Genomic DNA, 14930 nt, shown 5'->3' with positions numbered 1-14930 from the left:
ATATGTTTAAAATTTGGAAAAAAATCTCATTTGTTCTATCTATAATTATAGTTATTTTAGCTTTATACTTTATTATAAATGTTAGAAGTGATTCTAATGATAATATAGTTGCAGATACTAGGATTATAAATCATGAAATTGAACGCTTAAATAAAATGATTGTTATTGAGCAGAATTATTCTGCTTTTAGAACTAAGGATTTTAATAAGTTTAATAGTAAATATTTAGATTTCCTAAATAAGAATATAGTTCTGTATATTACAGCAAAAGCACAAGTGGTGTACGATATGAAGAAAATGAAAGTAGAGGTAGATTCAATTAATAAAAAAATACATATTTTATCGATTCCGGAACCACAGGTTGAAGTTTTTCCAAATGTAGAAATTTATAGTATGGAAGATGGTATGTTTAATAGATTTAGCAAATCAGATTTAAATCTTGTGATGGAAGAGGGGAAAAGAGATATTTATAAAGAAGTTGAAAAATCTAATATAAAATCATTAGCTAAAAAACAGCTAATATCTAATTTACAAGATTTATATTCAATGGCTAAACTTTATCGCTGGCAAATACAAGACGATACTCCTTATGCTAAAGACCTAATACCTTTAAATGATTGATATAGTTAATCAAATAATAAGTTATTTATGATAATCAGAGATTATTTCATGTCAAACATTAGTAAGCCTAAAAGTAGGTTTGGTTCAATGTAAGCACTTTTAAACGGGATTTTTTTTCCTAAATCAGACACCGTTTGTAAATCTTGAAAGTTTGCAGGATAGAAGCCGAATCCAACAGCATATTCTCTGTTGTCTACAGCAGCTTTTAAATCCATAATTCCTTTTATATCACCAGAACCTTGAAGATAAGTGATCAGTTTTTTCTCTTGTTTTAGAGTTTGGATATTAAAGATAGATTCAACAATAAATTTTCTAAATAAATAGTTATCCATACATCCTAAACCTTCAGGAATATTCCTAAATTCATGCTTAATATATAAACCGTAAAATTCACCATTGTAATACATACTTATATGGTGTTTATGAGATGGATAATAAGGATTATTGCCTTTTCTATTAATCGTAAAATGAGTTTCTAATTTATCAAAAAAATCTTTTTTAGTTAAACCATTTAAACTTTTTATAAGGTAATTGTATTCGCTAATTTTAATGGATTGACTAGAAACAATTAATGACATTATGTAATGGTTATTATCAAATAAAAGGTCCTTAGATTTATTTTTTGCTTTAATTTTATCTGAATGTGCAATTGCTCCAGCCATACGATAACATCCATCAATTAAATAAAGTGAAGGTAAATTTTCAATAGTCTCTTTAAATTGAGCGATTTTAAGTCGGTTTTCTACATTCCAAAGTTTATGAGTTATTCCCAATTCATCTTCTATATTAATTAGTGGCTTACTTTTAATTTCTAAATCAATCATAACCTCTAATTTAGAATTAGAATTATAGCTAAGAATTACAGGATTGGTTTGAAGATAGGTAAGGTCTAAAAATTTTGAAAAAATTTCTTGCTTTTGTTCATTCGCTCTTTCTGAGACTTTAATATCGTTATTTTTAAAATTTTCTACATCAACTAATCCTATAACACCTCTAAACGTTAATCCATTCCTTTTAGTTTGCTCGTAAATATAAATGGATGAAGGATCGCTTTCAAGTAAATTTTCATTGATGTATTCCTCATATCTTTTTCTTACCTTTTTAAATCTATTTTCTAAAGGACTTTCACCTTTAAAGAAGGTAGGTTTAATAATATCAATATATGAGGGATTTTTATTCCTTAATTTAGCTTTTATTTGTTCTTCTGTATATTTATCAGGAGAATACATAGGAAAGTTACTTAGAGAAGTATCTTTCATATGTATTCCTTTGAATGGTTTAAAAATTAACATTTAACAGTAAAGCTTAATTTTATAACTATTTTTTTGCTAATTCAATTATTTGTTCTGCCAACTCTAAACCTACTCTTTCCTGAGCTTCTTTAGTATTGCCACCAATATGTGGAGATAATGAAAGTTTTGGATCCATTAATAAAGTAATTTCAGGATTTGGTTCATTTTCAAATACATCAAGTGCAGCACCAAATAATTTATTTTCTTTCAATGCATCAACTAAAGCTACTTCATCAATAACTCCACCTCTAGCCGCATTTACTATTATAGCATTAGGTTTCATTTTAGAAATCTCATCTTTTCCTATAACGTATTTAGGTTGTTTAGGAACATGCACTGAAATAGCATCGGAATTTTTCAATAACTCATCCATAGGAACTGTAGTTATTTCAAAATTTACTTTTTGCCCATCATAAAAATCTAGTGTAACAGTTTTAGTAATCTCTACCGCATCTGCAACCAAAACTTTCATACCAAAGGCTAACCCTAATTTTACTACTTCAATTCCAATTCTTCCGAAACCTATAACACCTAAGGTTTTTCCGCCCAGTTCCATAGCTCCTGCATAAGATTTTTTAAGAGCAGAAAAATTTTTATCTCCCTCTAAAGGCATGTTTCTGTTGGAATCTTGCAAATATCTGTAAAGGGAAAGCATATGTCCAAAAACTAATTCTGCAACTGAACGTGAGGATGCTGCAGGGGTATTGATTACATGTATACCTTTTTCTTTAGCATAAGTAACATCAATATTATCCATTCCAACACCACCTCTACCAATAATTTTTATTGAAGGGCATTCATCGATTAATTCTTTTCTTACTTTAGTGGCACTACGAACAAGAAGTACATCTATTTCGTTTTCGTTAATATATTTAACTAATTGCTCTTGAGCAACTTTTTGATTTAAAACTTCATGCCCAGCTTTTTCTAAAGCTTCAATGGCATTTGAAGAAATACCGTCGTTGGGTAATATTTTCATATTTAATAAAATTATTTTAAGCGATTTTTTCTAATTCTTTCATTACATTAACAAGGGTTTGTACTCCTTCTAACGGCATGGCATTGTAAATACTAGCTCTATACCCACCTACGGTTCTATATCCATTAATTCCAATAATGTTTGCTTGTTTAACCAACTCATCAAACTTAGCTTTATATGTAGCTTCATCGTTTAAAAAGAAACAAGCGTTCATTAAAGACCTGTCTTCTTCAACACAAACTCCTCTAAATAAAGGGTTTCTATCTATTTCTCCATATAAAAGCGCTGCTTTTTCTCTATTTTTCTTTTCAATTTCGGATACACCTCCTTGTTTGTCTAACCATCTTAAGTTAAGTAAAGTTGCATATACGGCAAATACTGGTGGAGTATTAGCCATACTTTCTTTTTCAATATGAACTTGATAGTCTAGGTATGAAGGAAGATTTCGATTTGTCTTGCCAAGCAAGTTTTTATTAACAATTACTAAAGTTACGCCTGCAGGACCAATATTTTTTTGGGCTCCAGCGTATATCAATCCAAATTTATTAAAATCAATATCTCTACTTAAAATATCTGAAGACATATCACAAACTAAAGGAACATCTGTTTCAGGAAATTCCTTTAGTTCGGTTCCGTATACCGTATTATTGGAAGTTAAGTGTAAATAATCTACATCTTTAGGTATTTCAAAATTTTTAGGGATATAGGTATATTTATCATCTTTAGATGAAGCAAGAACTTCAATAGAACCTATTTTTTTTGCTTCTTTTATTGCAGATGATGCAAAGTTTCCACTGTCAATATAAGCAGCTTTATTTTTTAATAGATTGTAAGGGATCATTGAAAATTGTAAACTAGCGCCCCCTTGTAAATATAGAACTTCATGGTTATCGTCTAATTTCATTAGTTTTTTAACTAAAGATCTAGCTTCATCCATGATAGCAATAAAATCTTTGCTTCTATGTGAAATCTCTATTAATGAGGTTCCACTATTATTAAGATTTAAAACAGCTTCTGCTGCTTGTTGAAGAACTTCTTCTGGTAAGGTAGAAGGTCCAGCGCTAAAATTATACTTTTTCATATGATTCAGAGAAATTTTTAAAATTATTAAATATAGTTATTCTTTGCTTAAATAAGAATAACAATTTTTACACTTTACAATTTAAGAGTGTAAGAAATTTTTCTTAGAAAGTAGTTGTTCATCCGTTTCTTTATGGTTGTCATCAGGTATACAACAATCTACTGGACAAACAGCTGCACATTGAGGTTCTTCATGAAATCCGTGACATTCTGTACATTTGTCAGACACGATAAAATAAACATCGTCTGAAATAGGTTTTTGAGGAGCATCAGCATCTATAGAAAGTCCAGATGGAGTTATAACATGCCCGGAAAGATCTGTACCGTCTGACATTTTCCAATCTACAGCCCCCTCATATATAGCATTATTGGGACATTCAGGTTCACAAGCTCCACAATTAATACACTCATCAGTAATTATTATAGACATTTTTAATTATTTAGTTCTATTTTTGTACAAAAATATACATTTTTTTTCACATAGATTATAATGCAAATGAGTTTAGAATCAAGAATTAAGTCAATATCAGAAATAAGAAATTTTTTAAATCAATTCCTTAATCATTTAAATACTGGTAACCCTAGATTTCAAGATTTTGATAGAGTTATTTCTATGGCTGAACAAAAAAATTCTTGGTTTACCCAAGAGAATATTTTTAACGCATTAAATTATTGGGATAAAGTTTTAGAAGAGAGTAACGTAAATCAATGGTTATCGAGATATTCATTAAATGAAAATAAAAATAAAACTATTGGATTAGTTTTAGCAGGGAATATTCCAATGGTTGGATTCCATGATTGCTTATGTTGTTTATTATTAGGTTATAAAACAAAAATAAAACTTTCATCTAAAGATAATGTGTTAATACCTTTCTTCTTAAATCTATGGAAAGAAACATGTAATGATCTGGATTTTAGTTTTGTAGAAATTATTAAAGATTGTGATGCTGTTATTACTACAGGGAGTAATAACACTGCTAGATATTTTGAATATTACTTTAAGGATATTCCACATATCATAAGAAAAAATAGAACCTCAATCGCTGTGATTAATGGTAACGAAAAACAAGAGGATCTTGAAAAATTAGCTAAGGATGTATTTACATATTTTGGCTTAGGATGCAGAAATGTAACTCAATTGTTAGTTCCTGCAGATTACAATCTAAATCAATTGTTTGAATCTTTCTTATCTTACAAAGATTTGATTAGACATAACAAGTACTCAAATAATTACGATTATAATAAGGCTATATACCTTTTAAATAAAGATAAATTTTGGGATAATAATTTGATTTTATTAAAAGAATCAGACAATTTATACAGTGCAATAGGTAGTTTGAATGTTAAATTTTATAAAGATCATAACGAGATAAATACTTATATTAGGGAAAACATTAATGATATACAATGTATTGTATCTTTAAACAATGAGATTAATGGGTTAGAAACTGTTCCTTTCGGATATACCCAAAAACCTGAATTATATAATTATTCTGACGGTATAGATACTATTAAATTTTTACTTGAAATTTAAATAATTATTGCATGGATGATTAATTGGAATGTTGGTACAAAATTTCCTTTTTGTCATTTTGTACTTGGAATTCTAGATATTTAAATCCATCTCTAGGAATTACACGTATCCATTTTTTATATTTTAGAAACCACTGGTTTCTAATACTTTTAACTCCTTTGGTTAAATAGGCACATACAAATGGATGGGCATGTAGAAAAAGTTTATTTTTGGAATGAACCAATGATTGTATTTGATCTTGAATTTTATCTACTAATACAATAGGGGATTCAATTTTACCATCAGGATTAGGATTATTTTCTAAAGTATTTACTTGTTTTTGAGGTCTTACCCTTTGTCTAGTAATTTGTACCAACCCAAATTTACTAGGAGGTAAGATTTTATGTTTTGCCTTATCAATGCTCATTACCTCTTTTAAATACTCATAGAGTTCTTTTTTGTGTTGAGATGAAGTCATATCAATAAAATCAACAACAATAATACCCCCAATATCTCTAAGTCTTAATTGTCTAGCAATTTCAGCGGCCGCCAATTTATTGATGTGTAGGGCTGAATCTTCCTGTGATTTTAGGCTTGCAGTAACATTTCCAGAATTTACATCAACGACATGAAGTGCTTCTGTATGTTCTATAATTAAGTAAGCGCCTTTAGCTTGGTAAATATTTACATGCTTACCAAAAAGCTGCTTAATTTGTTTGTCAATATTGTAGTGCTCAAAGATAGGAATATGAGAATCATAGTATTGAACCAGCTTAACTTTTTCTGGAGCAATTATTTCTAAATAGTCTTTGATTTCATCAACTAAATCTTGATTGTCACAAACAATATTTACAAAGTCTTCGTTAAAATTATCTCTAAGTATGGAGGATGCTTTATCTAATTCGCTTAGGATTTTAACCGGTGGTTTTCCTTTCTTAATATTTTTAAAGCATATGTTGTTCCATTTATTCAGAAGATAACGTAAATCAGATTGTAACTCTGCAACCGTTTTATTCTCTGCAACCGTACGTATAATTAATCCAAAACCATTAGGACGAATTTGTTCACCTATAGATTTTAATCTATTTTTTTCTTCTTGAGTAGAAATGCTCCTAGAAATAGAAGTTTTAGAAGAGAAAGGAATTAAAACCAAATATCTTCCTGCAAGAGATACTTCAGAAGAAATTCTAGGACCTTTAGTAGATATAGGTTCTTTACTTACTTGAACTAATATTTCTTGATTGGGTGATAAAATGTCTTGTATAACACCATCCTTATCGATATCCTCTTCAAAAGAAAAAGAATTTAGTTTGGGAGAATTTATTTTTCCTTGTGAAACACCTTTGCAATATTTTAATGATGATTTAATTTGTGGACCTAGATCATGATAATGAAGAAAGGCATCTTTCTCGTAACCGATATTTACAAAACAAGCATTGAGACTTGGAGCTAGTTTTTTTACTTTACCATAAACTATATCTCCAACAGAAAAATGATCGTCTACATTCTCTTCATGCAATTCTTGTATTCTACCATTTTCTAAAATTACAATTCTAACTCTATCTTCTTCGTACGATAGTATTAATTCTTTACTCATTCTTTAAATTACGCCACAGTTATTGTATTACAAAGATATGTTTGTATAAAAACATTCTTTACTTAAACTATAATTAATTTTAGTAAAGAATGCTTTAATATTTTATTAAACTAAAAACGTGAAATGTCTTTACAAAATAAAAGGAAAAATTATTTATTTTTCTTTTTGTGTCTGTTAAGTCTTCTTCTCTTTTTTCTTTTATGGGTTGCTACCTTATGACGTTTTCTTTTTTTTCCGCTTGGCATAATATTACGAATTTATGATTATACTTATTTTAATTTGTAACCTTTACATTGGTTTTAATGTTATCTACAAAGGACTTTGATGGTTTAAAAGCTGGGACATTATGAGCAGGTATTTTTATAGCAGTGTTTTTTGAGATATTTCTACCTGTTTTAGCAGCTCTTTTTTTAATTAAAAAGGTACCAAAACCTCTAAGGTAAACATTATCTCCTTTGGCCATTGCAGTTTTTATATCGTCCATAAAAACTTCCACAACTTTTTGGATTTCAGATTTTTCGAGACCAATTTTGTTTGAAATTGAATTTACGATGTCAGCTTTTGTCATTCTTCAAAAATATTATTTTTCTTTACTTAAGTTTTAATTTTGAGTTTGCAAATATAATATTATTTTTGAAAAAATAAATGTATAAATCTTTAAAAGAGTGAATTTTATTAGTCTTTTAGATAAGTGGTATCAGACAAATAAACGACAGTTGCCTTGGAGAAAAACTACTCATCCGTATAACATTTGGATCTCTGAAATAATATTACAACAGACGCGTGTAAATAAAGGAATTGATTATTATAATAATTTTATATCTACTTTTCCAGATATCGAAAGCTTAGCGAATGCATCTGAAGATCAAGTTTTAAATCAATGGAAGGGGTTAGGGTATTATTCAAGAGCACATAATATACATTTATCAGCTAAATATATTTTTAAAGATTTAAATAATATATTCCCTAGTACATTTCAAGAAATTTTAAAATTAAAAGGAGTAGGAAAATATACTGCAGCAGCTGTAGCTTCAATATCTTTTAATGAAAAGATTCCTGCGATTGATGGAAATGCTTTTCGGGTTTATTCTAGGATATTTAATTCTGATAAAGATATTTCAAAACAAACGACGTTCAATTATTTTTTTAATTTATTAAAAGCAGTAATGCCAAATAATCCTGGTGATTTTAATCAATCAATCATGGATTTTGGTTCATTAATTTGTATACCTAAAAAGCCAAATTGTGAAATTTGTCCTATATGTATGGAATGTTTGGCTTTTAAAAATTCCAATCAAAATATATTACCCATTAATAAGTCGGTGATTAAGAGAACAGAAAAAATAATAAATTACGTTCACATCACTTGTAATGATCAATTATTAGTAATTAAAAGAGACAATAGTTCAATTTGGAAAGGTTTATATGAATTTCCTATTTATAAAAAATCTTTATTTGAAAATTTTGATTCAGATGGTATATACAGTATTAAACATCAGTTAAGTCATATAGATCTATACATTTATATACATATATTAAGATTAAGCGAAAATGAATTTTTTAAGTTATCCAAAATTTTAGAATCTAAAATTATTTGTAAAAATGAGATAAATAGTTTAGCATTTCCTAAGCCATTAGAAAATTATTTATTTTACAACTAATATTTTTATTACATTTGTTCCTATTACAAAATTATATAATGAGTACATCCGTTAATAAAGTAATTCTAGTCGGTAATTTGGGAACTGATGTAAAGTCGCATAAATTTAGTGATGGCAATATGGTTGTTAATTTTCCTGTTGCAACCTCTGAAAGCTATATTAATAGAGAGACTGGTGAAAAAGTAGATGTTACGGATTGGCATAACATTACTGCTAGAAATAAATTGGCTGAGCTTTGTGAAAAATTCCTAAAAAAGGGAAGTAAAGTTTATATCGAAGGAAAATTGAAAACCCGTAAGTTTGATGATAATGGCGTTACTAAACATGTTACTGAAGTAATTGCAGATAATGTACTTTTTTTATCCAATTTAATCGGTAAACCTTTAGAAAATTCAATGGATTTAGATGATTAATAAAATTTTCTGTTACTTTTAATAAGAATTTAAATCTTATAATGTGTCTATCTAAAAAATTTAAATTTAATTTAGTTGTATTATTTGCAATAGTATTTGTATTTAACGGTTGTAAGGATCATGATTATATACCAAAACCTATAGGGCAAGTACGTTTAGAATATCCTAATCCTAAATATAAATTATTTTCTCCTCCCAATTGTCCCTTTGAATTTGAATATTCAGATTTATTAGTTATTAAGGATAGAAAGGAACCTTGTTGGTTTAATTTTTATTATCCTAATATGAAGGCGACCGTATATATAACTTATTCTAGTGTAAATAATGATTTAAACTCTTTAATTAAAGAAGCTCAGCGTTTAGTCTATGAACACACGATTAAAGCTAATTCAATCAATACTAAATCTTTTATGTATCCTGATAAAAAAGTTTATGGAAATTTATATAAGATAGGTGGGGAATCAGCTTCTAATATTCAATTTTATGTGACAGATAGTATACATAATTTTATTTCTGGAAATCTTTACTTCAGAGTTCAACCAAAACCTGATTCTTTAAGCCCTGCTATTGATTATGTGGAAAGAGATATTATTAAGATGATTGAAACAACTACTTGGAAATAGTATAATTTTTAAATTATAAATCACCTAGTTGTATTTATTGTATTTATGTAGTAATTTTTATCAACTTTAAAATCATATAAAGATGAATTCTTAGGCATTCTCATCCTCTTCCAATTTGAACTGGGTTTTAAATTACCTAATGAAGTTTTAATATTCATTGTAAATTCCGGAACAACATAGTTCCATCTATAAATTAATTCATTTCCTTTTTGATAATATTCTAATGTTGGAATGTTCGTTGTACGTAAGTATTGATCGAAGACCTTAGAAAAATCTATTCCGGATTTTTCAGATATATAATTTTCTATTTGCTTGGAGCTTACCGTTTGATGATAGAATTCTTTATTCAGCCCGATTAGTATATCTCTAAAAATGGAATCATTGTTTATTTCTTGTCGAATTGTATGTATCATATTAGCACCTTTAAAATACATATCAACACTTCCTTTCTCCCTTACTCCATAATTACCGATTATTGGATGTTCGTTTTCAATTAAGTTTCTTTGTCCGATGATATATTCATTAGCTTTATCTTTACCATAAAAATATTCTGTAAATAAAGTTTCTGTATAAGTTGTAAATGCTTCATGAATCCACATGTCAGCCAGGTCTTTACAGGTAATGTTATTTCCGAACCATTCATGACCAGATTCATGAACTATTATATAGTCCCAATTCAAACCTATATCAGTATTACTTAAATCATTGCCTAAATAACCATTAAGATATTGATTTCCATAAGCTATACCGCTTTGATGTTCCATGCCTAAATAAGGGGTTTCAACAAGTTTATATCCATCTTCGTAAAAAGGGTAGGGGCCAAGCCAATATTCAAAAGCTTCTAGCATTTTTTTAACTTGAGAAAAATGATTTTTAGCTTTTTCTAAATTAGAAGGTAAAACCCAATAATTTAAAGTTAATTTACCTTTTAAGCCATTATAGGAATCTGAAAAATTCATATAGTTTCCTATATATGGAATAATATTGTAATTACTTATAGGGTTTGAAATATTCCAGGTGTATATATTTTTTGTCTTATTAATGCTAGAATTAGATATTAACTTTCCATTACCAACTCCTTTTTGATTCGTGATTATGGATAGTTCCATACCTCCATCTATTTTATCTCCAAGATATTCCTTACATGGAAACCATACACTAGCACCTATACCTTCACAAGCTACAGTAACCCAAGGATTATTATCATTATCATTTGTAAATATCCATCCACCATCCCAGGGTGGATTATTGGCTAATTTAGGTTTACCGCTAAATTTAATTATAATTTTATTATTTGAAGAATAATCTTTTATATGTCCTTTAAGATTGATTAGGTAAATATCTCCATCTTTAGTAAAGGATAGTTTTGTATTATTATCAGCAAAAATTTCATCGATTTGCATAGGTTCTTGCAAGTCTAATTGCATAGTTCCAACAGCTTTACTATCAAAAATAATTTCGTTAGTTCCCTGAAGTGATTTCGATATTATATCAGGTTCAACTGTTAAGATATATTTTTTTACGTCCCACCAATCTCTGTATTCAGTATTTGATCCTATTAGAGTATCAATTTTTGTATAGGAATGAGAAATATTTTGTCCATATATTATTGATGGTAATATAAGTAATAATAAAAATATTTTTTTCATTAATAAAAATTTAATACCCTAATATTAAAATCAATCACTTAAAAAAATGGTTAAAATTTAGTTATCTTCTGGATTTGTGTGTAATAATTTAGTATATACTAATTTTAGTTCTTTAATTTTATCTTTTTTTGAATTTATATTTCCAAGAACATTTTTCAACAAAGGATTATCCGTTTTTGCATTTAAGAAAAAAGATAAATTATTTTCTAACTGAACAACTTCCTGTTCTAAATCTTGAATTTCCTTTTTTAAAGACTTTAAATTATCGTCAAATTGTTTGGAATTGTTAATGTTTTTATATTCTTCAATTTTAATATTTAGGAACATTTCATCAACCTTATTCTTTTCAATATCAAACTTTTTAATGATGCTTTTAATCGTTTTATTAAATTCTGAATTTATATTTATATTTTCTTTAGGAACTTTGCCTATAGAATTCCACTTAATACTAAAATCATTAATTTTAGATAAAATATTCTCAGAATCAGTATTATTATTTAATTCGTTCAATTCATTAAGTAATAACTTCTTTTTTTCGAGATTTTCAATCCACTCTTCGTTAACTTTGATATTTCGCTGTTTATATCTTTCAAAGAAATAATTGCAATTTTCTCTGAAATCATTCCAAATTTGATCAGAGTTTTTTCTTGGTACATGACCTATTTTTTTCCAATCTTCTTGAATTTTTTTAAATAAGTTTAATCCAGTCTCCCAATCTTCAATATCTTTATTAGCCATAGCTATTTCTAAAAGTTCATTCTTCTTTAAAAGATTCTCTTGCTGAACTTTTTTTAAATTTCTATAAAAAATATTTTTTTTATGATTGATTTCCTGTATTATTTTTTTGAATTGTTGCCAGATTTCAGTGCTATATTCTTTGGGTACTCTACCTGTTGAAAAAAAGTTTTCTCTTAATTCTTCAATTTTTTTTGCATTATTATTCCAAAAGGTAAGATTATTACTATCATTAGAATTTATTTTTTCTAATTCTTTAATTATAGATTGTTTGATTTTAAGATTAGATTCTTGCTCAAGTTTTAATTTTTCAAACAACTCAGATTTTCTATTGTGAATTATTTGAGTAATTTCTTTAAATTCAATCCAAGTACTTTCTCTAAATTCTTCAGAAACTGGTTCGGCTTGTTCTTTCCAAAGTTTATGTAAGTATTGAAGCTCGTTTAGTGCTTTTTGAATGCTAGGTTCAGTTATTAGTTCTTTGGCTCTATTAATAATTGCATTTCTTTGTTCAAGATTATGTGCATAATTTAGTTCCTCCAACTCCTTATTCATGCGTATAAATTCATGAACATTTTCTAGATGGTGAAAATAGGTTTTAAATGTATCTCCAGCTTTTAATTTAGAAATTCTACCAGCGTTGTGCCATTCCTCCTTTATAGACTTAAATTTTCTAAAAAATGTACCAATAGACTCAATGGGCTGGGTATAAAGATCCTTTAAATTTTCAATTATTTCTAACCTCTTATCTAAATTTACTTGTTCAATTTTTTCTTGATCTTTATAGAAAGAGTTTAGTGTAGTTTTATAATCATTATAAATTGAATTAAATCTACTTTTTAAAATAGTATTGGGTTGATAATTTAACTCATCTCCACCAGCAAGAATAAATTTTTCTTTACGATCCTTTTCCTCTTCCTCATACTTTTTTAAAAATATCTCTTTGATAATGTTAACAGGTTCACCAATTTTATGGATTGGAAATTTATTTATTAGTTCTTGAAATTTTTCAATTAATTTTTCTAATGGGAATGTTTCATATTCTTCTTCAGATATTGTGCATTCTTTATCATTGTTAGATTCTCTTACATAATTAAGATTGTCAAGATTTTCGTTGGTAGAAGTATTAGAATTTAAATCTTTAGACACATTATCTTCTGCATTTTGCAGGCTATCCAATTCAGTTCCCATGATTTTTTTCAATTTTTACGAATTTAAACAAAAATAAAAAAAATATGTATAAGTTATGAAACTAATTTAGTGTTATTTGAAAATAATTTAAACTATAATATAAAAGAAAATATTATTGTGTTAATATTATATCCATTCAACATCAAAAACTTCAGAAAAATTTTTCTTGATGTTATTTTTTATTTCTTGTAAATCAAGTGTTTTATTTAATTCTTGTTCTATAGAAGTTACCCCCTTGTTTATAATACCACAGGGAACAATATTTGTGAAATAAGACAAATCTGGGTTAACATTTAATGCAAAACCATGCATTGTAACCCAACGACTGATACGTACGCCTATTGCGCAAATTTTTCTAGCAAAAGGTTTTCCTGCGTCAATCCAAACTCCTGTTTCACCTGAGGATCTTTCTCCTTTTATACCATAAACTTTGATTGTTTTAATAATAACTTCTTCTAACAATCGCATATATTTATGAAGATCATTAAAAAAATTATCCAAGTCTAAAATAGGGTATCCAACAATCTGCCCTGGACCATGATAGGTAATATCGCCACCTCTACTCGTTCTATAAAATTCAGCTTGAATATTTTCTAATTGCTGATGATTAATTAATAAATTTGAAATATCACCATTTTTTCCAAGTGTATATACATGCGGATGCATGGCGAATAAAAAATAATTTGGAGTAATAAGATTTACTAAATTTTCTTTTTTTCGTAAAATTTTTTTTTCAATGATTGAATTCAAAAAATTTTCCTGTTGTAATAGGGCATCCGAATAACTTATATACTCTAAATCTTTATAGCAGACTTCATGGTTTTTAATAATGTTCATCTAACAAAAATAATAATACAAATTAATATGTGGTGTTTATAATTATGGTATTTTACTATGAATAAGTTTTTATTTTATTAATTTAAGTTTTTTGTTAAACAAGGTTGAGAAATTCTAAAAACGAATAAAAAAACCCTTTCAATAAAAATTGAAAGGGCTTAATTAACACTAAAAAACTTTATTAAAGAACGACTAATTATTGGTGCAAATATAACTAAATTTTTAATAAACAAATAAAAATAAAACATTTTTTTTACTAAATAAATTTATAATCTTGTTAAGGCTTGCGTATTCATGATAAATCCCATGATTTAAAATTGAGTTAAGGCAACTTTATAAATTATATAACTTATTATTTTAAATTAAGTTATATTTGTTTAGCAAAAATTATATTATAAACTAAAAATAAATAAGATTATGGCTTTAGAAATTAATGATCAAACATTTAAAAATGAAGTAATAGACTCCAATGAGCCTGTATTGGTAGATTTTTGGGCTGAATGGTGTGGTCCTTGTAGAAGTTTATCTCCTGTAATTGATGAATTGTCTGAAGAATTTAAAGGTAAATTAAAAGTTGTGAAGATTGATATTGACGCTAATCAAAATACTCCTGTAGAATATGGAATTAGAAATATTCCGACTTTATTATTTTTTAAGAATGGTCAATTAGTGGAAAAAGTAGTAGGAGCACAACCCAAAGAGGCTTTAGTTGAAAAAATACAAAATATTATTAAGTAAAT

15 protein-coding genes are annotated in these 14930 nt (G+C 27.4%); 6 read left to right on the top strand and 9 right to left on the bottom strand.

Translation table 11 applies throughout. The annotated features are described in order from the left end of the window. The first annotated feature begins 2 nt into the window (after positions 1 to 2). Positions 3 to 620: a DUF4230 domain-containing protein gene (locus ETU10_RS10735; protein WP_146312180.1), complete on the top strand. Its 618-nt coding sequence runs from the start codon at positions 3 to 5 to the stop codon at positions 618 to 620. Between the two features lie 41 nt (positions 621 to 661). Here ETU10_RS10735 and ETU10_RS10730 read toward each other — a convergent pair whose 3' ends face one another. The 4 genes from ETU10_RS10730 to ETU10_RS10715 form a co-directional block, all read right to left on the bottom strand. Then, complete coding sequence (locus ETU10_RS10730; RefSeq protein WP_146312178.1) at positions 662 to 1912, bottom strand: DUF1015 domain-containing protein; 1251 nt, start codon at positions 1910 to 1912, stop codon at positions 662 to 664. Positions 1913 to 1937: 25 nt separating this feature from the next. Next, positions 1938 to 2891 carry a D-2-hydroxyacid dehydrogenase gene (locus ETU10_RS10725; protein WP_146263190.1) on the bottom strand — a complete coding sequence of 318 codons (954 nt, stop codon included), beginning with the start codon at positions 2889 to 2891 and terminating at the stop codon, positions 1938 to 1940. A gap of 16 nt (positions 2892 to 2907) precedes the next feature. After that, the gene (gene serC / locus ETU10_RS10720; protein ID WP_146312176.1) at positions 2908 to 3972 is read right to left on the bottom strand and encodes a 3-phosphoserine/phosphohydroxythreonine transaminase; all 1065 of its coding nucleotides are present in this window, start codon (positions 3970 to 3972) and stop codon (positions 2908 to 2910) included. Positions 3973 to 4053: 81 nt separating this feature from the next. Next, a complete protein-coding gene (locus ETU10_RS10715; RefSeq protein WP_146293256.1) occupies positions 4054 to 4401 on the bottom strand; it encodes a 4Fe-4S dicluster domain-containing protein in 348 nt (115 codons plus the stop codon). Positions 4402 to 4467: 66 nt separating this feature from the next. Here ETU10_RS10715 and ETU10_RS10710 point away from each other — a divergent pair, with 66 nt between their 5' ends. Continuing rightward, the gene (locus tag ETU10_RS10710; RefSeq protein WP_146312174.1) at positions 4468 to 5505 is read left to right on the top strand and encodes an acyl-CoA reductase; all 1038 of its coding nucleotides are present in this window, start codon (positions 4468 to 4470) and stop codon (positions 5503 to 5505) included. Positions 5506 to 5524: 19 nt separating this feature from the next. Here the strand turns inward: ETU10_RS10710 and ETU10_RS10705 are convergent, their stop codons facing one another. After that, positions 5525 to 7081, bottom strand: coding sequence for an Rne/Rng family ribonuclease (locus ETU10_RS10705; protein WP_146312172.1), 1557 nt, complete (start codon positions 7079 to 7081; stop codon positions 5525 to 5527). Between the two features lie 274 nt (positions 7082 to 7355). Next, entirely contained in the window at positions 7356 to 7649 is a 294-nt protein-coding gene (locus ETU10_RS10700) for an HU family DNA-binding protein (protein ID WP_146263195.1), read from the bottom strand. A 97-nt stretch (positions 7650 to 7746) separates the two neighbouring features. Here ETU10_RS10700 and mutY point away from each other — a divergent pair, with 97 nt between their 5' ends. Genes mutY through gldD form a run of 3 tightly spaced genes read left to right on the top strand, consistent with a single transcriptional unit; the run spans position 7747 to position 9778 of the window. Further along, complete coding sequence (gene mutY, locus ETU10_RS10695) at positions 7747 to 8742, top strand: A/G-specific adenine glycosylase (RefSeq protein WP_185145102.1); 996 nt, start codon at positions 7747 to 7749, stop codon at positions 8740 to 8742. Between the two features lie 38 nt (positions 8743 to 8780). Next, the gene (locus ETU10_RS10690) at positions 8781 to 9155 is read left to right on the top strand and encodes a single-stranded DNA-binding protein (RefSeq protein ID WP_146312167.1); all 375 of its coding nucleotides are present in this window, start codon (positions 8781 to 8783) and stop codon (positions 9153 to 9155) included. 41 nt (positions 9156 to 9196) lie between these two features. Then, positions 9197 to 9778 carry a gliding motility lipoprotein GldD gene (gene gldD / locus ETU10_RS10685; RefSeq protein WP_146312165.1) on the top strand — a complete coding sequence of 194 codons (582 nt, stop codon included), beginning with the start codon at positions 9197 to 9199 and terminating at the stop codon, positions 9776 to 9778. A 20-nt stretch (positions 9779 to 9798) separates the two neighbouring features. Here gldD and ETU10_RS10680 read toward each other — a convergent pair whose 3' ends face one another. The 3 genes from ETU10_RS10680 to lipB all read right to left on the bottom strand — a co-directional run bounded on the left by ETU10_RS10680 (position 9799) and on the right by lipB (position 14190). Then, positions 9799 to 11427, bottom strand: a complete 1629-nt coding sequence (locus ETU10_RS10680; RefSeq protein WP_146312163.1) for a M1 family metallopeptidase — start codon at positions 11425 to 11427, stop codon at positions 9799 to 9801. 57 nt (positions 11428 to 11484) lie between these two features. Further along, positions 11485 to 13365, bottom strand: a complete 1881-nt coding sequence (locus ETU10_RS10675; protein WP_146312161.1) for a DUF349 domain-containing protein — start codon at positions 13363 to 13365, stop codon at positions 11485 to 11487. Between the two features lie 114 nt (positions 13366 to 13479). Further along, positions 13480 to 14190 (bottom strand): lipoyl(octanoyl) transferase LipB, encoded by a 711-nt coding sequence (lipB, locus tag ETU10_RS10670; RefSeq protein ID WP_146312159.1) that lies wholly within the window; start codon positions 14188 to 14190, stop codon positions 13480 to 13482. Between the two features lie 417 nt (positions 14191 to 14607). On the opposite strand from lipB, the gene trxA reads away from it, so the two are divergent. After that, complete coding sequence (gene trxA, locus ETU10_RS10665; protein ID WP_146312157.1) at positions 14608 to 14928, top strand: thioredoxin; 321 nt, start codon at positions 14608 to 14610, stop codon at positions 14926 to 14928. Positions 14929 to 14930 lie beyond the last annotated feature (2 nt).

This window comes from Apibacter muscae, assembly GCF_007845595.1.
Classification (GTDB): domain Bacteria; phylum Bacteroidota; class Bacteroidia; order Flavobacteriales; family Weeksellaceae; genus Apibacter; species Apibacter muscae.
The sequence above is the reverse complement of the archived record's forward strand: the minus strand, read 5'-3'. Positions and strand labels throughout refer to the sequence as shown.